The organism is Sodalis sp. dw_96, assembly GCF_018449575.1.
In the GTDB taxonomy this organism is placed as follows: Bacteria; Pseudomonadota; Gammaproteobacteria; order Enterobacterales; family Enterobacteriaceae; genus Acerihabitans.
Genome location: NZ_JAAVUT010000002.1, coordinates 387997 through 407791, shown reverse-complemented (window position 1 = coordinate 407791; position 19795 = coordinate 387997). Strand labels below are relative to the sequence as shown.

Annotated in this window: 16 protein-coding genes; 14 read left to right on the top strand and 2 right to left on the bottom strand. The window is 51.3% G+C overall.

From position 1 onward, the window contains the following. Window positions 1–169 precede the first annotated feature (169 nt). The 11 genes from rpoE (at window position 170) to acpS (ending at window position 9850) form a co-directional block, all read left to right on the top strand. Window positions 170–745, top strand: coding sequence for an RNA polymerase sigma factor RpoE (gene rpoE, locus HB631_RS04945; RefSeq protein WP_132926545.1), 576 nt, complete (start codon window positions 170–172; stop codon window positions 743–745). A 28-nt stretch (window positions 746–773) separates the two neighbouring features. Continuing rightward, the gene (gene rseA / locus HB631_RS04940; protein ID WP_213990020.1) at window positions 774–1433 is read left to right on the top strand and encodes an anti-sigma-E factor RseA; all 660 of its coding nucleotides are present in this window, start codon (window positions 774–776) and stop codon (window positions 1431–1433) included. Beyond that, entirely contained in the window at window positions 1433–2425 is a 993-nt protein-coding gene (gene rseB / locus HB631_RS04935) for a sigma-E factor regulatory protein RseB (RefSeq protein ID WP_213990019.1), read from the top strand. The genes rseA and rseB overlap by 1 nt, the downstream gene beginning before the upstream one ends. Then, window positions 2422–2889 (top strand): SoxR-reducing system protein RseC, encoded by a 468-nt coding sequence (gene rseC / locus HB631_RS04930; protein ID WP_213990018.1) that lies wholly within the window; start codon window positions 2422–2424, stop codon window positions 2887–2889. Before rseB ends, rseC begins: the two co-directional genes overlap by 4 nt. A gap of 382 nt (window positions 2890–3271) precedes the next feature. Continuing rightward, window positions 3272–5071, top strand: coding sequence for a translation elongation factor 4 (gene lepA / locus HB631_RS04925; RefSeq protein ID WP_213990017.1), 1800 nt, complete (start codon window positions 3272–3274; stop codon window positions 5069–5071). Between the two features lie 15 nt (window positions 5072–5086). Beyond that, a complete protein-coding gene (gene lepB, locus HB631_RS04920) occupies window positions 5087–6049 on the top strand; it encodes a signal peptidase I (protein WP_213990016.1) in 963 nt (320 codons plus the stop codon). Window positions 6050–6284: 235 nt separating this feature from the next. Next, entirely contained in the window at window positions 6285–6965 is a 681-nt protein-coding gene (rnc, locus tag HB631_RS04915; RefSeq protein ID WP_213990015.1) for a ribonuclease III, read from the top strand. Next, complete coding sequence (era, locus tag HB631_RS04910) at window positions 6962–7867, top strand: GTPase Era (protein ID WP_213990014.1); 906 nt, start codon at window positions 6962–6964, stop codon at window positions 7865–7867. Before rnc ends, era begins: the two co-directional genes overlap by 4 nt. A gap of 11 nt (window positions 7868–7878) precedes the next feature. Beyond that, window positions 7879–8625, top strand: coding sequence for a DNA repair protein RecO (recO, locus tag HB631_RS04905; RefSeq protein ID WP_213990013.1), 747 nt, complete (start codon window positions 7879–7881; stop codon window positions 8623–8625). A 113-nt stretch (window positions 8626–8738) separates the two neighbouring features. Further along, window positions 8739–9470, top strand: a complete 732-nt coding sequence (pdxJ, locus tag HB631_RS04900) for a pyridoxine 5'-phosphate synthase (RefSeq protein ID WP_213990012.1) — start codon at window positions 8739–8741, stop codon at window positions 9468–9470. Then, the gene (acpS, locus tag HB631_RS04895) at window positions 9470–9850 is read left to right on the top strand and encodes a holo-ACP synthase (protein ID WP_213990011.1); all 381 of its coding nucleotides are present in this window, start codon (window positions 9470–9472) and stop codon (window positions 9848–9850) included. Before pdxJ ends, acpS begins: the two co-directional genes overlap by 1 nt. Window positions 9851–9888: 38 nt before the next feature. Here the strand turns inward: acpS and HB631_RS04890 are convergent, their stop codons facing one another. Then, window positions 9889–10149, bottom strand: coding sequence for a YfhL family 4Fe-4S dicluster ferredoxin (locus HB631_RS04890; RefSeq protein ID WP_213990158.1), 261 nt, complete (start codon window positions 10147–10149; stop codon window positions 9889–9891). 384 nt (window positions 10150–10533) lie between these two features. Between HB631_RS04890 and HB631_RS04885 the strand changes: the two genes are divergently transcribed. From HB631_RS04885 to HB631_RS04875, 3 genes are all read left to right on the top strand, one after another. After that, window positions 10534–14778: a glycosyltransferase gene (locus tag HB631_RS04885; RefSeq protein ID WP_213990010.1), complete on the top strand. Its 4245-nt coding sequence runs from the start codon at window positions 10534–10536 to the stop codon at window positions 14776–14778. Window positions 14779–15078: 300 nt separating this feature from the next. After that, the gene (locus HB631_RS04880; protein WP_213990009.1) at window positions 15079–15282 is read left to right on the top strand and encodes a hypothetical protein; all 204 of its coding nucleotides are present in this window, start codon (window positions 15079–15081) and stop codon (window positions 15280–15282) included. Window positions 15283–15524: 242 nt separating this feature from the next. Then, entirely contained in the window at window positions 15525–18650 is a 3126-nt protein-coding gene (locus tag HB631_RS04875) for a hypothetical protein (protein ID WP_213990008.1), read from the top strand. A 53-nt stretch (window positions 18651–18703) separates the two neighbouring features. Here the strand turns inward: HB631_RS04875 and HB631_RS04870 are convergent, their stop codons facing one another. Next, a complete protein-coding gene (locus HB631_RS04870) occupies window positions 18704–19564 on the bottom strand; it encodes a MurR/RpiR family transcriptional regulator (RefSeq protein WP_213990007.1) in 861 nt (286 codons plus the stop codon). Window positions 19565–19795: the final 231 nt, after the last annotated feature.

Sequence of the window (19795 nt, the reverse complement as noted above, 5' to 3'; positions counted from 1 at the left end):
GAGAGCCGGTGCACCGATAGCCGTCTCCCATTGAATACAAAAAATAGAGGTGGGACGGAACTTCATGGTTAGCATAAACTCCAAGCGGGAGCTTGCTCGTGTTATTGGTTTAGTGGCTGGCGGTACTATTTTTTCGCGTGGAGATAAATTTGGGGAGAATTTACCTCGGATGAGCGAGCAGTTAACGGATCAGGTGCTGGTTGAACGGGTTCAGAAAGGCGACCAAAAAGCGTTCAATTTACTGGTCGTTCGTTACCAGCATAAAGTGGCGAGTCTGGTGTCGCGTTATGTTCCTCAAGGGGACGTACCGGATGTGGCCCAGGAATCGTTTATTAAGGCCTATCGCGCCCTGGACTCATTCCGCGGGGACAGCGCTTTTTATACATGGTTGTATCGTATCGCCGTAAACACGGCGAAAAATTATCTGGTTGCTCAGGGGCGGCGTCCGCCGGCAAGTGATGTGGATGCCAATGATGCCGAAAATTACGAAAGTGCCGGCGCATTGAAAGAAATATCGAACCCTGAGAATTTAATGTTGTCTGAAGAATTGCGACAGATAGTGTTTCGCACTATCGAGGGGCTTCCCGAAGATTTACGTATGGCCATTACGCTTCGGGAACTGGATGGGTTGAGCTATGAAGAGATAGCGTCCATCATGGATTGCCCCGTGGGAACGGTGAGATCGCGTATCTTCCGTGCGCGCGAAGCTATTGATAATAAAATTCAACCGCTGATTCAGCGATAACGATGGCGGCAGGAGAAGGTGCCCACGCATGCGTAATGAAAAGCTTTCGGCTCTTATGGATGGCGAGCTATTCGATAATGAACTGATTAACGCGTTATCCAAGGATGACTCGTTACAACAAAGCTGGCAAAGGTATCATCTGATCCGTGACACAATGCGCGGGGATATTGGTGAAACCCTTCATATTGATATCGCCGACCGCGTTGCCGCTGCTATTGCCCGCGAACCGGTACGCCTGGTACCTGTTTCGGTAAAAGAGTCGCAGCCGCAGCCTGAAACCTGGCACAAGCTGCCGTTCTGGCGCAAGGCGAGCCCCTGGGTTGCCCATGTGACCCAAATCGGTTTGGCGGCCTGCGTGTCGCTGGCGGTTATCGTCGGCGTGCAGCATTACAACCAGCCAATCAATAACAACGACGCGCAGCCCGAATCGCCGGTATTCAACACCCTGCCCATGATGGGCCAGGCGTCGCCGGTCAGCCTGGGGGTTCCTTCTGGCGGTGCGGTTGCCGATACCGGCACGCAGCAGCAGCAGGTACAGGAACAGCGTAAACGCATCAATGCTATATTGCAGGATTTCGAATTGCAGCGTCGGGTGCATTCAACGCAGTTGCAATTCGACCAGCATGAAACCCAGCAAGCTGCGGTTCAGGTCCCGGGAACACAGTCATTAGGAATGCAGCCTCAGTAATGAAGCAATTTTGGTGTGCTGTTTGTTTAATGACAAGTGGCTTGCTCTATGCGACAAACGCCCCGGCCGAGGCTTCTGCTCCCGCTCCCGCTGGGGCAACAGCCCAAATTACCGCCCCCGGGGTGTTGTTACAGCAAATGAGTCAGGCAAGCAAATCATTAAGTTATGAATTTGCTTATGTCAGCGTCAGCAAGCAGGGTGTGGATTCATTACGTTTTCGCCATGCCCTGTTTGAAAAACGCCCTTTTGCGCAACTGCTGCAGATGGACGGCCCCCGTCTCGAAATTCTTCAGCGCGGCGACGAAATTAGTTATTTTGAACCCGGCCTCGAACCCTTTACACTCTCCGGCGATCATATCGTTGATTCTCTCCCTTCTATCGTTTACGCTGACTTTGGGCGTCTGGCGCAGTTCTACGATTTTATTCCCGTAGGGCGGACGCGAGTCTCTGATCGCTTATGCGACGTAGTGCGCATAGTGGCACGGGATGGCACCCGGTTTGGTTATGTAGTGTGGATCGACTCTGAAACAAAACTGCCTTTACGCGCCGATTTGCTGGATCGTGACGGTGAGGCGCTGGAACAATTTCGGGTGATTTCATTTGTCGTGGATCCGCAGGTCATGGCCATGATGCAGGGTTTGCAAAAAGTGAATTTACCTCCGTTGCTGACGGTGCCGGTTTCGGAAAAAGTGGAGTTCGATTGGAATACCAACTGGCTGCCGGCGGGGGTTGCCGAAGTCTCTCGCAGCCGACGTACGCTGCCGGGCATCAATGTGCCCATTGAAGCGAGGTTGTATTCCGACGGATTGTTCAGTTTCTCGGTGAATATCAACCCGTCCACCGACAGCAATACGGAGCGGTATATCCGCACCGGTCGGCGCACGGTCTATACCGATATTCGCAACAATAAAGAAATCACCGTGGTCGGTGAATTGCCTCCGGCAACTGCAAAACGTATCGCCGACAGCGTGGTCTTTAAGGCGCAACCATGATCAAAGAATGGGCAACGGTTATCTCCTGGCAGCAAGGTATTGCGCAACTGCGCTGCGAGCAAAGCTCGGGTTGCGGCAGCTGCCATTCCCGCAGCAGTTGCGGCACCAGCATCCTTAATAAAATGGGGGCCGATTCGTCGCACCAGCTGCATGTGGAAAGCAAGCATCCCTTGGTGCCCGGTCAACGGGTGGAAGTGGGCATTACCGAAAGCAGCCTGATCCGTTCGGCTTTGCTGGTGTATATGCTGCCCCTGGTTGGCTTAATTGGCTGCGCGTCCATTTTGCAGGGCCTGTTCCATACCGATATCGCCGCCGCGCTGGGTGGTTTGTTCGGCGGTGCCGCCGGTATGCTGCTGGCGCGTTTTCTGGCCCAACGCATCGGCAATCAGCGTGAATATCAACCCGTGATTTTGCAAATCGCCCTGCCGCCGGCCTCCCTCTCGTTCCGTCGGGAAAAAGAGTAGTTTGTGACGGGCCGCCGCTGGCCCGGTTGCCCGTTAACGGGCCGTTGTCTGGACGGTATTTTCACGTTTCCGGACTGTTTCCCCTCTGTCAATGGTCTGCCTTTGTCGGCCTGTATCGTACCCTTTCCCTTCACGTCAAAGCGATTTTCATCCTCCCGACCGGTTCGCCGGGAAGCGGCTAGCTGTGGAAGCGGCGTGCGGACAAGTGTATGGAAATAATCCGGTGCCGGGACCCACGTGGTATCTTCCTCGGCTGCCTTTCTTGGTTTCCGCTTTCAGTGTAAGATGCGACGATGTTTTTACGGGTAGTGTTGTTACGATGTCCATCCCCGTTTCCATTGAACTACTTTTTAGCGTTAAAATTAGAGAAAAATTCATATAAATGAAGCATATAAGAAACTTTTCAATAATCGCCCATATCGACCACGGTAAGTCGACACTCTCCGATCGCCTGATCCAGACCTGCGGTGGTTTGGCCGAGCGTGAAATGGAAGCCCAGGTTCTTGATTCCATGGATTTGGAGCGGGAGCGCGGCATTACCATCAAGGCTCAGAGCGTAACGCTGGATTACAAAGCCAATGACGGTGAAATCTATCAACTGAATTTTATCGATACCCCCGGCCATGTGGACTTCTCCTACGAAGTATCGCGCTCCCTGGCTGCCTGCGAAGGGGCATTGTTGGTGGTTGACGCGGGGCAGGGGGTGGAAGCGCAAACGCTGGCCAACTGTTATACCGCCATGGAAATGAATCTGGAAGTGGTGCCGGTCCTGAACAAGATTGACTTGCCAGCCGCCGATCCCGATCGTGTGGCGCAGGAAATCGAAGATATCGTCGGCATCGACGCCACCGACGCGGTGCGCTGTTCGGCCAAGACCGGCGAGGGTGTTCCCGAGGTGCTGGAACGCCTGGTGCGCGACATCCCGCCGCCCCAGGGCGATCCCGAGGGGCCGCTGCAGGCGTTGATCATCGATTCGTGGTTTGATAACTATCTTGGCGTGGTGTCGCTTATCCGGCTAAAAAACGGTACGCTGCGCAAAGGCGATAAAATCAAGGTCATGAGCACCGGGGCGAGTTATAACGCCGACCGGCTGGGCATCTTCACGCCGAAGCGGGTGGATAAGGACATTCTGAACTGCGGCGAGGTGGGCTGGCTGGTCTGCGCCATCAAGGATATCCTGGGGGCGCCGGTGGGCGACACCCTGACCCTGATGCGCCAGCCGGCGCAAAAGGCCCTGCCGGGTTTCAAAAAGGTGAAGCCACAGGTCTATGCCGGTATGTTCACCATCAGTTCCGACGATTATGAAGCCTTTCGCGACGCCCTGGGCAAACTGAGCCTGAACGATGCTTCGCTGTTTTATGAGCCGGAGAGCTCCACCGCCCTGGGTTTTGGCTTCCGCTGTGGTTTCCTGGGCTTACTGCACATGGAAATCATTCAGGAGCGTCTGGAGCGGGAATACGACCTGGAGCTTATCACCACCGCGCCGACGGTTATCTATGAAGTGGTGACCACGGATAACCAGACCCAGTTCGTGGACAGTCCGTCCAAACTGCCGCCCCTGAACAATATTCTGGAATTGCGCGAACCCATCGCGGAATGCCATATGCTATTGCCGCAGGAATTCCTCGGCAATGTCATCACCCTTTGTATCGAAAAACGCGGCATGCAGACCAATATGGTCTACCACGGCACTCAGGTGGCGTTGACCTACGACATCCCTATGTCGGAAGTGGTGCTGGACTTCTTCGATCGGCTGAAATCCACCTCCCGCGGCTATGCTTCGCTGGATTACGGTTTCAAACGTTTTCAAACCTCCGATATGGTTCGGGTGGATATCCTCATTAACGGCGAACGGGTAGACGCCCTGGCGTTGATTACCCATCGTGACAATTCACAGCGTCGCGGGCGCGAAATCGTGGAGAAAATGCAAGAATTAATTCCCCGGCAGCAGTTCGATATCGCCATTCAGGCAGCTATCGGCAACCACATTATTGCCCGTTCAACTATTAAGCAATTGCGTAAAAACGTACTGGCGAAATGTTACGGCGGCGATGTCAGCCGTAAGAAAAAATTGCTGCAAAAACAAAAAGAAGGCAAGAAGCGCATGAAGCAGGTTGGTAACGTGGAGCTGCCGCAGGAAGCATTTTTGGCTATTCTGCACGTCGGCAAAGACAGCAAATGAGTTTGAGGAGTTAGCATGGCGAATATGTTTGCCTTGATCCTGGCAATAGCGACCTTGATAACAGGTATTATCTGGTGCGTGGATCGATTTAAACTGGCACCGGCACGCCGGATAAAACAAGCGCAAACCACGCTTGACGCGGGCGTTCCGGTCACTGGTAAAGCCGTGCCGAAAAAAGCCGGTCAACCCGGCTGGATTGAAACCTGCGCATCGATTTTTCCGGTATTGCTGGTGGTATTCGTAGTTCGTTCTTTTATTTATGAACCGTTTCAAATTCCGTCGGGCTCAATGATGCCGACGTTATTGGTAGGCGATTTTATCCTGGTGGAAAAATTCGCTTACGGCATCAAAAACCCCATTACCCAGACCACGCTGATTCCCACCGGCCATCCGCAGCGCGGCGATGTGGTGGTTTTCAAATACCCCCTGGACCCTACGCTTGACTATATCAAACGTGTGGTAGGCCTGCCCGGCGACCGCGTCAGTTACGATCCGCTGTCAAAAACCGTGACGGTGCATCCGGGGTGCGGCAGTAGCCCTACTTGCACCAGCGCACTGCCGGTGACCTATAGCGAAATGTCCCCCAGTGATTTTGTCCAGACCTTTGATTCCACCGGCAGCGGCGAGTCCTCTTCCGGCTTTTTGGAAGTGGCGCCGGACCAGTCGGTGGATGACGGAATCCGTCTGGCGCAGCGCATCGAGACCTTGGGGGATGTGTCCCATCGCATCCTGACGGTGCCGGGACAGCAGGATCAGATGAATCTCTATTATCAGCAGCGGATGGAATGGGTAGTGCCAGACGGGCAGTATTTCATGATGGGCGATAATCGCGATGATAGCGCCGATAGCCGTTATTGGGGTTTTGTACCGGAAAGAAATCTGGTGGGCAAGGCGACGGCGATTTGGATGAGTTTTGAAAAACAAGAAGGTAAATGGCCTACCGGCGTTCGTTTAAGGCGTATCGGCGGTATTCATTAATCAAATCTCTTTTTAAGCGAAGCATTATTGCGCCACCCGTTGTAGAATATACCTAATAGACCTCGAGTTGCGGCCTACACAGCCGCAGCTTGAAAGTGAAGGGTATAATGGCACTAAAGACTGGCTCCCGGCTCGGGAGCCACTGCAAACGAAACAGTTTTGGCATGGCCTGGCTCAAGCAGACCTGTTCCGTATGCTGTAGTTATTTGACGCATGGTTGAGTTATTGGTAACGCATGAACCCCATCTTAATTAATAGGCTCCAGAAGAAACTGGGCTACACTTTTCAACAGCACGAGCTCTTGTTACAGGCTCTGACACACCGAAGCGCCAGCAGCAAACATAATGAACGGCTGGAATTTCTCGGTGACTCCATATTAAGTTTTGTCATCGCCAATGCGCTCTATCTCCGTTTCCCCCGGGTTGACGAGGGTGATATGAGCCGGATGCGCGCGACGCTGGTGCGGGGCAATACCCTGGCGGAAATGGCGCGCGAGTTCGAACTGGGGGAGTGCCTGCGCCTGGGGCCGGGAGAATTGAAAAGCGGCGGGTTTCGTCGTGAATCTATTCTCGCGGATACCGTGGAAGCGCTGATCGGCGGGATTTTTCTCGATAGCGATATTGAAAATATCGAGCGCCTGATCCTCAACTGGTATCACAGCCGCCTGGAGGAAATCAGTCCCGGCGATAAGCAAAAGGACCCAAAGACCCGTCTGCAGGAGTATTTGCAGGGGCGTCATTTGCCGTTACCTACTTATCTGGTGGTTCAGGTTCGTGGCGAGGCGCATGATCAGGAATTTACTATTCACTGCCATGTCAGCGGCTTGTCGGAACCCGTGGTGGGTAACGGATCCAGCCGCCGTAAAGCCGAACAATCAGCCGCCGAGCAGGCGCTGAAAGAGCTGGAGCTTGAATGAGCGAAGATATCACCTATTGTGGATTTGTGGCCATCGTCGGACGCCCTAACGTGGGCAAGTCCACCCTGCTGAACCAGTTCCTGGGCCAGAAGGTTTCTATTACCTCGCGAAAACCGCAGACCACCCGTCACCGCATCATGGGCATTCATACCGAGGGGCCGTATCAGGCGATTTATGTCGATACCCCGGGGCTGCACATTGAAGAAAAACGCGCCATCAACCGTTTGATGAACCGTGCCGCCAGCAGCTCCATGGGGGATGTGGAGCTGGTTATTTTTGTGGTGGAAGGTACCCACTGGACCGATGACGACGAGATGGTGGTGAACAAATTGCGTGACGTTCATTGTCCGGTGGTGCTGGCCATCAATAAAGTGGATAACGTCACTGACAAAAGCCGGCTGTTGCCCCATATGAATTTCCTTAGCCAACAGCTGAATTTCCATGATGTGGTGCCTATCTGCGCCGAAACCGGCATGAATGTCGACACCCTGGCTTCCATTGTGCGCAAGTGCCTGCCCGAAGGCGTCCATCAGTTCCCTGAGGAGTACATTACCGACCGCTCCCAGCGTTTCATGGCCTCGGAAATTATCCGTGAAAAACTGATGCGCTACCTCGGCGAAGAACTGCCTTATTCGGTCACCGTGGAAATCGAGAGTTTCGTCACCAACGAACGGGGCGGTTTTGATATTCACGGACTGATTCTGGTGGAGCGCGAAGGCCAGAAAAAAATGGTCATCGGCAACAAAGGCAGCAAGATCAAAACCATCGGTATCGAAGCCCGCCAGGACATGGAAACCATGTTTGAAAACAAGGTGCATCTTGAGCTGTGGGTCAAGGTGAAATCCGGCTGGGCCGATGATGAACGGGCCCTGCGCAGTCTGGGTTACGGCGAAGATCTCTGAGGGGATTGCCGATGGAAGGCTGGCAGCGCGCGTTTGTCCTGCATGGACGACCTTATAGCGAAACCAGCCTGCTATTGGATTTTTTTACTGAAAACGACGGACGGGTGCGGATCCTTGCCAAAGGCGCGCGCTCACGCCGTTCCGCTCTGAAAGGGGTGCTTCAACCCTTCACACCGCTGCTAATCCGCTGGAGCGGGCGCGGCGAAGTCAAAACCCTTCGCAACGCCGAACCCGTTTCCCTGGGGTTACCGCTAACAGGCCTGATGCTCTACAGCGGGTTATACGCCAATGAGCTGCTGTCCCGGGTGATGTCCTATGGCACCGACTACTCCTCCCTGTTCTTCGATTATCTGCAATGCCTGCAATCCCTGGCGGCCGCTACCGGATCCCCCGAGCCAACCCTCAGACGATTTGAGCTGGCGCTGCTTCACCACTTGGGTTACGGCGTGGATTTCCTGCATTGCGCCGCCACCGGCTTGCCGGTGGACGATGATATGACTTACCGTTTCCGGGAAGAGAAGGGATTTATCGCCAGCGTCGTCATTGATCACTACAGCTTTACCGGGCGCGAACTACAGGCGTTGGCCACCGGCGATTTTCCCAATATGGAGACCCTGCGCGCCGCCAAACGGTTCACTCGCATGGCGCTTAAACCCTATCTGGGCGGTAAGCCATTAAAAAGCAGGGAACTTTTCGGCCAGTTCATGGCAAATAAAATCCCGCCCAAGCCGTTGCCCGACGATGGTCCATCCAGTTAAACTGGCTGTGGCCGGTCCGGTGCCGGGATAAGTCCCCCGCTCTATGTCTCAACAGAGAGATGTAGACTGATAAGGGCAGACTGATAAGGGTAGACTGAGTACAGAGGAAAGTTATGTCTGGTTTGCTGTTAGGCGTGAATATTGATCACATTGCTACTTTGCGCAACGCGCGGGGCACGATTTATCCCGACCCGGTACAGGCGGCCTTTATCGCCGAGCAGGCGGGAGCGGACGGCATCACCGTTCATTTGCGCGAAGATCGCCGTCATATTACCGACCGCGATGTCCGTTTGTTGCGCCAGACCATCCAGACCCGGATGAACCTGGAAATGGCGGTCACCAACGAAATGGTCGGTATCGCCTGTGAACTGCGGCCGCATTTTTGCTGTCTGGTGCCGGAAAAACGCCAGGAGGTGACCACCGAAGGCGGCCTGGACGTGGCCGGCCAGATTGCCAAAATGAAAGATGCTGTGGCCCGGTTAACGGCGGCCGGCATTCAGGTGTCGTTATTCATCGATCCGGATGAAGGACAAATTGCTGCTGCGGCGGCGGTGGGCGCGCCTTATATTGAAATCCATACCGGCGCATACGCCGATGCCGTTGATGAAGCCGCCCGGCTGGCGGAATTCGAGCGTATTCGCCAGGGGGCGGTGTTTGCAGAGCTTCAGGGGCTTAAGGTGAATGCCGGGCACGGCCTGACCTATCACAATGTACAGCCCATTGCCGCGTTGCCGCAAATGCATGAATTGAATATTGGTCATTCCATTATCGGCCGCGGGGTAATGAGCGGTTTGGCCGAGGCGGTGTCCGAAATGAAGCGGCTGATGCTTAAGGCGCGTATCTGATGCCGATCCTGGGGATCGGCACCGATATTGTTGAAATAGAGCGTATCGAAGCGGTGGTGGCACGCAGCGGCGACCGTTTTGCCCGTCGTATCCTCAGCGAAGCCGAATGGGCGCAATACCTGCGGCATAAACAACCCATCCGTTTTCTGGCCAAACGCTTTGCGGTAAAAGAGGCAGCGGCGAAAGCGTTCGGCACCGGCATTCGCAACGGCCTGGCGTTTGCGCACTTTGAAGTCGTCAACGATGTATTGGGCAAACCCGGCTTGACATTGCATCTTCAGGCCGCCGAACTGGCGGCTAGCCTCAAGGTAACGCAAATCCACGTGACGCTGACGGATGAGCGCCACTATGCCTGCGCCACGGTCTTAATCGAATATTAAGCCATGTATTTCAGCGGATCGCACTGCGGTCGATAGCGCTACAGCCGGTCGCCGTGGTGCATCACGACAAATTTTTCCCACAGCTGCTCGTTGCTTTCGACAACCGCCGGGTCCGTAATGATAGTGTTATCGATGGGGCACACCTTCTGGCAGGTGGGCGCCTCGTAATGCCCTACGCATTCAGTGCAGCGGTTCGGGTCGATTTGATAAATATCCGGCCCCATGCTGATGGCCTGGTTCGGACACTCTGGCTCGCACATGTCACAGTTGATGCACTTCTTGGTAATCAGTAATGCCATATCACTTTTGCGCCCCATTAACGGCCGGGACGTGTTGTCCGACCGCATCACCCGCGCACATTACCACAAAGCCGGGCAAAGACCAATAATGGCCTTTTGCCGGGCACTATTCCCCCGCCGCTTTAATCGCGGTTAAAATCCTCCCAACGTATTCAACATTATATGACGAACGTTAAATGATAAATCGAAAACGGTATACAGCATATCGGGTTTATCATAACCTTGATGAAGACCATTTTAGTATTCTCACCTGCTTAATCATGTTAAAAGAAATAAAATTCCGCTGAGTTATATAGAGCTTCACTGCATATTTAACCATTGATGTAATGATGATTACAAAAATAACATAACTGTGTTTTATATTATTACCTAATGGGGCCGGCAATGAAATTAAATGAACAGGCTATTTATCGCCGAAATATAGGAATATACCATAATAATACTCATAAATATTTTGGCGATGGACAGTTAACGGAAAGATTAAATCAGTTAGCCCTTTATCCTGGGAATGCCGCTGCCCGTTGCCGGGCAAACCTGATGCTGCATGTGCTGCTGCTGGTGGCCAATGCGGCGGATACGCAGGCGTATGCCCGCCATGGCCGGCAAGGGGGACATGCTGCCACGGGTGACGGGCCAGCGCACAGCTACCTTAGACAAATACGCGCCGAACAAAACGAGTTGCCGTTACCTCTGGCGCAGTGGTCAGAAATAACGGGCTCTATTTGCAATGGGAAAATATCGCCAGCACCAATAAGCAGCTTATCGGCGGCGGCCAACGTTGATCATAAAGCCTGGGTAGAGAAGGCAATCAGCCACCAGACGCGGCGGGCGCGGTCCGCTGATGGAATTAATCATCATGACCGTATCGGCCGGTTGCGTGCCGGCACGGATACTACGGCGCCGGCGGCCAATCATAGCCTTGTCATTGAGCCTCATGGTGCTCTTTATTATCCCCAGGAGAATGGAAAAGTCGCCGTAGACAGGCAAAACGCGGCGATGTCGGTTTTTCTTCGCGATTATATTATAAACGATAGCGCTATTATTAATCCCATTACTTACCTGGTTCGGGGCGTAGTGTCGTATATTGCATTGGATGAGAAAAATATCCATAAATTAGCCAAAGTGTTATTAGAGTCTGTGGCTTATTATGGCGGCGGTAAAGGGGAGAGTATTCCAGACAACGTCGCCGGCATGGTCGTTCGCCGCTGGCTCCATATCAATGTTTTAAAAAAGACTTTTGAAAATTTTTTCACTGAACTTTTATCAATCTACCAAGACCTTGAAAGCGTATCATTATTATCACTGGGGACTCGCCTGAACAATGTTCTGGCGGACTTTTCGGCTAATATTTCCACGTGGGACGGAGCGGCGGATGAGGCACTGTTTACGGAACGATTATGGGCTAGGGCTATCATCCCTGAGCTACCGGTATTGGAATATTGGCAGGAAACGCCGTTCAATAAAATCAGTATGATGGATTTTAAGCTGGGGGAAATGCAGGCTGGTTTGATTTTTGCCCGGCAAAGCGGCATTGACATCAATACATTGACCCGTGAAGAAGCCGCCGAATTAGGTGAGTTTATTCAATTGCAGGTTGAAGCGGGCATTGCTCCCCCGCAGTGGCTCATGTTTTATCAGTTTCCCGCCTTGGTGAGGTTTATGGCATCACAGAAAGGAGATTATCAAGAAACTGTATTTTATACATCCGCTGTACATGATGCTTTGCAATATTATTTTAAGGAAAAAGAACGTTATCTTGAGGCTAATAATCCTTTTAATGAGCTAGCAGGCGCGATGGCAAATTATAAATCGCGAACGAAACTCGCTGGGGAGATCATAGATACATTCTGTCCCCAGGTTTCCGTAAGTGAGTATTTGATAAAAATTACCCCCACCTGCCTCTCTTCCGCGGCTCAATCTGCTAATAAATACATACCTATTTCCAAATTTGGCCGCGATGCCGGAGCACCGAGCGCTACCATGCTATTTTTTCATCCAGATCAGGTAAGTGAGGTTGAATTACCAGATATAGATAATGTTTTTATTGTGCAAAACAAAGCTATCACTGAAAAATTCAGTGTGGTTGAACGTCTTTTACTGAATTCCGCCTGGAGTGCCTATTTTGATACCAACAATAGCTATTGGCGAGGTGTCACTGTTGACAAATACGTGGCTTCTATACCCTCTGTCAATCCAAAGTTTGGTTTCAAGTATTGCCAAACGAGGTGGTTCCGGGAGAGTCCTAATTCCTATGTCTTTTCCGCTGAAAATGCAAAAATTGTCATGGATCCTGATACTGAGTTATTTACTGTAAACCGGTTCAATCAGGACGTCTTATATGCATTATCCCGGAATAAAGAGGGTTATCGGATAATCTATATCTCTCCCTTAGAAAATGATTCGTCATTCAAATTGACTAGCGCTAAAGTTTCAGTCTGTTTGCTGAAAACGAGAAATCTCTTAAGTTCTTCTCAGGATTTTGAGCAGCTGATTGACTCCTTGGTTGCGGATCATGCCGCGCAATTGATGAGTAAACTGTATGACGCGGGGTATGATAAGCATTTTGTTCATGTGGCGAAGGATTTTTTCCTTTCATTGGTTCCTTTTTATTCCTGTATTGATGGTATCACCGAAGATGCTGCGGAAGAGACTATATTCGATTGCGCGGTGGACATTGTTTCACTGGTGCCGGTTCTAGGTCAAATTAACCACCTGATGGCTAAAAGCAGCACGCTGCTTTTTAAAGGTCTGCATACGGCGGGGCGAAGTGCACTTACCATGGCGGCGTCACGCTATACCTTGAAGGAGATAGCGGCCAGGTCGGCTAAACTCCTCTTCTTTCATTCTCTTCAGCCTGCGTCGAAACTCGTCTCTCTCAACGAAATGATAGCATTCGCTAAAGGAGCGGCCCGCTTCATAGATCCCGGCTTTGAAATTATTTATTTTGTCGGTAAAAAATCTTTCCGACAGGTTACGTCAGTCAGTAAACATATGGGAAAAAACCTGCCTACATTAAAAGCCTTATTTGAACGGACACCGTATACGCCGTCGTTATTGCAGCAACCGGCGCGTTTTAATGCTATGTCCTTCGCCATTGAGAAAGGCACAGGGAGAAGAATTGGTGTCCAACTGCTGGATGATCAAAAATATCGCGGTCGCGAGGTCTATGCCATGAGTAACCTGGAAACGGGCATCCTGTTTGGTCCCAAACTGTTCCTTACCAAAAAAAATCATTTCAGGGCCATTCCGGTTAAATTCAGCACGAAGGTAAAAATCATCCGCCATCAAGGCTTGGGCGGAAAAGGCGGGCCGCGGGCCGCGAAAAAATGGGGAGACGATTCCCCAAGCGCCGCCGGCCATTCAAGCGCCTCCGGCTCGTCGAATGCTGCCGCTTCTGTCGTTCGCCCGGAGTCTTCATCCTTTTCTCATGTGATCCATCCCTTTAAGGCAAAACAGTGGGAGTTTAACGAACATGGATTGTTTGCTGATAATAATGTCATTCGCGCCAAGATAAACGATAAATCCGCCTCTGTGATATACGATCTTTCACGTAATGTGTTTTACCTGCGGCAGGATAAAAGTAAGGTCAATACGATAATCGAACATATTCCACAGGAGAGTTATTCGCTTAATCCTGCCGGCAAGCTGGAAAAATCAAATACTTTGGCACTGGCTTCAGCAACGTTTCAAGAGCAATATGATGGTATCAAAGCGTTAGGAATTGATTTGGCGTGGAATAGTTCCCCCATAAAAATATTGGCGGATTTTAAAAAGCCTATTCCGCGAAAAATTACGTCTATTTGGGTAGGCAAAAATGACATACCAGTGGAGATTATCAAAAATCTGCAAAATAATGCGGCTAAGGCAAAAGAATTTCCACGCCCCTACGATTTTAAACTCTATCTCTCCAGTGATAATAGCGACGTCTATTTTCGCAATATGGCGCGATTGAATGAACTGGCAAAAGATGTAGTGGTCATCAATTTAGAATTTACGGATTATTACCATGTTTTCTCGCAAACGAAAAATTATGAGCATTATCTTGCCGCCATTGAGGGCAATCGGGGCAGGGCAACAAATTTTGCTTCCGCCTGCGATGTCCTTCGGTTGGATCTCCTTAATCGCCGGGGAGGGTTATATCTGGATGCGGACGATACGCTTTTTCTTCCCCCCGGCTTATTTGAATTAAAAACCAACCCTAACGGTCTCATATTATCTACGCCAGTTTATCATAGTGCACTAAATTTGAAGGGAAAATATCCCAATAGTATTTGGGGCACCCATGCCAATAATCCGACATTAGACTCTATGTTGGAGGAAAGCTATCAGCGATATATGTCTCATAAAGAGCTCTATATGCAAAGACCTCCTATCGAAGATGAAGTTGCTTTCGCCCAATTTTCCTCTACTTTATCCTATGTCACCGGGCCGGATCTTTTCAACCATGTCATAGATCAATATCTGCCCAATGAAAAACAGACCCGGGAAGCGCTAAAATTATTTAATTTGCCCATCGTCATGGACCGGCCTACCTATGCCAAATTGGAAGAGTATTGGGACCTTGAGGTTTGCGCACTAAAGAATATCGCACAGGTTGGTAATGCGCATACCTGGCGGCACTCTCGTTAGGACAATGGCTACCGTTCAGGCGGGAATCATTAACATGCATACACAGCCGTTATCCTTTCGGCTCCCATCTGCTCTCAGATTGAAAAGACCGATTCATATCTCTTGAAGAGAAGGCTTGTTTACCACCATTGTGATCTTATTAAGGAGATTCTATGCCGTTATCGCCAATAATCTGTCAAACTAATAATATGGGTAAATACCGCGTCGATAAGAATAATGATAGTAATGTATCATTTATACAAAAAGAAGCTCGGGTGAAAAAAACAGGCGGCATGCTTCTCAGACTGGCGCGGAACGTAAATGAAGAAAACATCAGCAATTCAAGCTTCGCCTTTATTCCTGTCGTACCGGCAAAAGCGCAACTATTACTGGCTTCAGCGACTTTTTTGTCCATTGCTGATGTTAAGGGATTTGATGCTCGGCATGGAAACCGGCAGGGGGATGCCGCGTTGGCGGTTATTCGGCATCCTGCCAGCCATTTCAACGCCCTATCCGCCACCATGATAGGAGCCTTTAATAAGGTTTATAATTTTATTACTAATATAAAGGACCCCATACGATTCCCTCTTGCTTCCGCCGCCGTGTTGCCGGAGAACCGCTTATCCGCCGGGTTTGGCAACGATAATTCATTCAGTAATAACAAAGGCAGCAATGAAGTTTTAGATGATAAAAATCGCTACGTTGCTCAATTGGTGGCGCAGGGCTGTGATGACCATAGAGATGTTAATTATACTCAACGAGCTGTTTTGGTAAAATCAGTCATAAACGCCCTGGCGGGGAATACCCTGTCTGAGGAAGAAGTTGCCCTTTTTATCCAGGCGGCTACCGGCGGTTATGGTATCAATTCCCAGGAAACGATGCCCGCGACTATGACCACTCCGATTATCAATACTTGGATTAGCGAGAATATATTTGGCGCCGGCATGGTTGATTTTATCACCAATACGATTATAGATGGCCGAAAATCAGGGGAAAACAGGCTTATATTTATCAAAAGCCGGCTTGATGGCGCTATTGAACTGTTTTTTGCCGGTGAACGCATCGAAGCCGGCAATGTTGTCAAGGGGTATATCATGCGGCATATCGTCGCGCCGGTGCTCCCGTTGTTGGCAATACCGCTGCTGTATAATGGACATATCGAAGACCCCCAATGGGCCTATATGCACGCCGGGGCATCTTTTGCCCTGGCGGCGGGTAGCGATACGCGGGCACTCACGGCCCGGGACGCCGCCGCGCTGGGACGGATGATCTACCTGCAGGTGAAGATCGCTGCTGCCCCTGCTCATTGGTCCGGATTTTTTCTTGTTCCCGCACTTATGAATTTCAGCGCCGATAATGCCGACGGGATAGAGCGGGACGGGCGCACGGATGCCTCCCTGCTTAAAGAAACGGCGCTGGAAAGGTTCTTTCACGCCCCTGACAGGGACAAAGAGCAGATCAATCCCTTGGCTCGGTTTTCTGAACGCTTTGATGCATACCAAACCCGGCGTCAACTGGCGGAGGCTAACCTGCATCACCATACAAAATGGCTGGATGACACGTTCAAAAAGCAAAACGAAGACATTACCGATGCCTTTCATACCGCGGACCTATTGCTAATCGCCAGTGCAATAAGCCGGCTGCCGGAAGATGAACTGGAATTTATCAATACAGCCGATATTTCCCTGCCCACCTTCGCTTTAATCAAAGAACATCAGACGCGTGCCCATGTGATGTTGCCGGCATTGTCCCACGACCCGGATCGGGTGACCATAATCCCTAATCCTGCCGATGTCGATCTTGTTTGCGCCGATCGGGAAGGCGAAAAGCGTTTTTATGCCCTGGCGATAAAACAGCAGCATTATTCACTGGATCGGGTAGATTCAGATATCGCCCGGTATAAGGCCCTGCTGGCAAAGGAAGACCGGCAACGCGTAGTGAACGGTTTTTCCCTGGAAATAACTCAGCGGCCGAACCTTGAACCCACAGCGGGAGAAACCGCCGACGAAATGCTTATCAATACCCTCGCGCTAAATCATAAAAACGCCTTATACCAACTGCTGTACAACTATGGTAATGCAATGACCCCGGTTGAATCGGTGAGGGAATTCCTACTCTCCATGCTGCCTTTATATTCATGTTTAACCTCGGCGGACAGCGGGGAGAAAGGCGAGCAATTTTATTACTGCACCACCGATGCTTTAGTTTTTTTGACGCCGATTGCCAAGGCCGGGGCCAAAATGACGCTACGAAGCGGAAAAAAAGTCGTGCGCCTGGGCGTCAAGCCGGCGCTGAAACTGCTGGGCCGCGGACAGGCTGCCCCGCTGGCGAAGATGGCGGTACATGCCGCGGACCCGTTGCTGAGCCGCCTGCCATCCGTATTGGGCAGTACAGTCCTCTCTCAATCATCGCGGTTAGGGAATTATTTGCAGGAGCTGATTCCCGGCATCAAGGATGCCTTGCGCAGAATGGGCACCGGTCAACCTATGAAAAAATTGCCGCTGGAGTTCATTCCCGACAAGACCATTACCATAGACGGCGCCAAAACGCGGGTGGCGTTTATCAAGCCAGGTGGAGATAAATACCTTGGCCAGGAGGTTTACCTGCGGCTTAACCCGGAAAAAACCGGCGTCCTGAGTAACAAGTATACCCTTCACCAACACCATATTGCCGTTATCCCGCCGCAGGAGGCGATATTGCTCGGCAATCCCATACGTTATCAGCGACGGCCTTTGCAAACGGTTATGGCGATGAACGGCGCGCAGCCGATCGCCAGCACCTCGTCGGTTATGCGCCGACCGGTGCCCAACCACCCGCTGCCGAGCTTCAATTCCTTTATGCCGATGCGCAGGATAGCACCCTTGGTAGACGGGTACGTTTCCGCACATATCGATGATGAGATCACCCGTGTATTCGGCGAAATCAAAACCGTTCAGGTGACCGGCACAGTTGAAACCGCCTTGAGTAAAAGACATCCCTACCTCGCCGGCGCGCAACTGTCGGTCAGCGTCCAGTTTGGCAACGTTTTTGATGAAATAGGGCAGGTCAGTAATTTTTTAGAGCGTGCTAAAACGAACGCCCTGGAAAGAATGATGATTGATAATTATTTTTCAAGCGCTTTAATGGTGAAAGCCCCTTTTATTGTCGGATTGGCGGTCAACAGGTTTCGAGGAATTATAGACGCGGCCATCAATCTCAAGAGGGATGTGGTAAAAAACGTCCTTATCGTGTCCACGGTCAGGGAAAAGAATACGCTTGGCGTATACCAATCAGCGTTAGCCTCACCCTCGGACCCCTTTGCCGGAAATAGATTGCTGCCCCTTGAAGGTGAAATCTTGGGATTTTGCGTGCCGGGGGATGGTCGCAATCGTGTGGTTGTTATGGCCGACCGGTTGGTGCAGAGCTTGGACAAGCAGGAACATCTTGCCATAACCCTGATGCATGAAGTAACCCATTTAGCCGAATATACCGACGATATTTATTATCTTAGCGCCAGTAGTATTAAGGATTTACCGCCAGCAAAGCATGTTTCCACGCTGCAAACTATGCTGGACCAGGGCAATGTGATTAACTACAGTCAAATCGCGCCCCAGATCAGGAGTCACTTGGGTTGGGAGAAAAACAATATGATAAACATAGAAATGATCAATCAAGCCATTTCTCATGATCCTATGTTTCGGGCGGATATTATGACCAGGAATGCCGACAGCGTGGTTAAATTTATTATGGATATCGCTAAAATGGAGCGTTCACGGATGAAAAGGGATATAACGGGCCGGCCAACGCGCGGTCCCCTGGAGCAGACACTGCAGCATTTGACGATCAAATTGGCCATCGATGCCGTTGCAGAGGTATCTGTCCCCCCGCACGCCAACAAGGCGACGGAGAGATAATCCGTGGCGCGAAACAGGGGGCCAGATAAACAGCGTGACGTTCTCCGTTAAGGTTATTCCGTGGACCTGCTGAGTTTTTTGACCAGTTCCTCGCTATGGCGAATGCGCTGCGGCGCATGCTCCAGATCCCGCTGTACCAACGCCATAAACAGCAAATCGGTCAGCGACAGCTGCGCCACCGTGGAAGAGATGGCGCCGCTGTGCTGGGCTTTCTCTTCGGCAACGGTATATAAAGAGATATCGGCGTGCTGTTGCAGGCTGTTTGGGGAGAAATTCGTAACGGCCATGACCCCTGCGCCGACCCGGTGCGCTTCCTGGGCCGCCAGATTAATTTCGCGCCGGGCGCCGCTGTAAGAGATGGCAAGCAACACATCCCGGGGACTGAACGCCTGTACGGTGGCCAATAAAACGTGCATATCGGTTTGGGCCACCGCTGTCATGCCGATCTTCATGAGTTTGTATGAGAAATCCCTGGCTACCAGCCCCGATGCGCCGATGCCGACAATAACAATCCTGCCGGCGTTTTTCAGCAGCGCCACCCCAGCCTGGAGCTTGTCCTCACTATTGATGTCCAATGTCGCCCGCAGGGCAGCCAGCTTTTCCGTCAGCAGTTTCTCGCCGACGGTTTTTATGGGATCGTCGCTGAGGATCTGGTTATGCACCGGGACGGACAAAGGCATATGACCCGTGGCGAGGGCGTCACTAAGAGCCAGCTTCAAGGCGGTAAACCCTTTGTATCCCAGCTTCTGGGCGAATTTCACCACGCTGGACTGGCTGACACCGGACTGTGCCGCCACCTGTTGCGAGCTGAGATGTCTGGCGGCATCGGTAGAGGCCAATAAATAATCCGCCAATTTGCGATCGTTAGCCGATAGGCTGTGATAAATCTGGCGGATGCGCAACAGGCTGCTCATAAATGTTCCCAGTACACCGGTAAATGTGAAAGCTGATGCAAATTGTGGCGGACCTGGAGATCGGGCTTTGTTCCGCTGTTGGCCTGAAAAAGGCTAACGCTTAGCGCTTTTAGAAGAAGTGCCCGGTCCAGACAGGCTGCCAGATCGTAAACACGTCCCTGTGGGCAAATACACTCGCCCGCGGGAATTAAATATTCAATAATAGTGTTCATTATTTGAATTAAATATTCA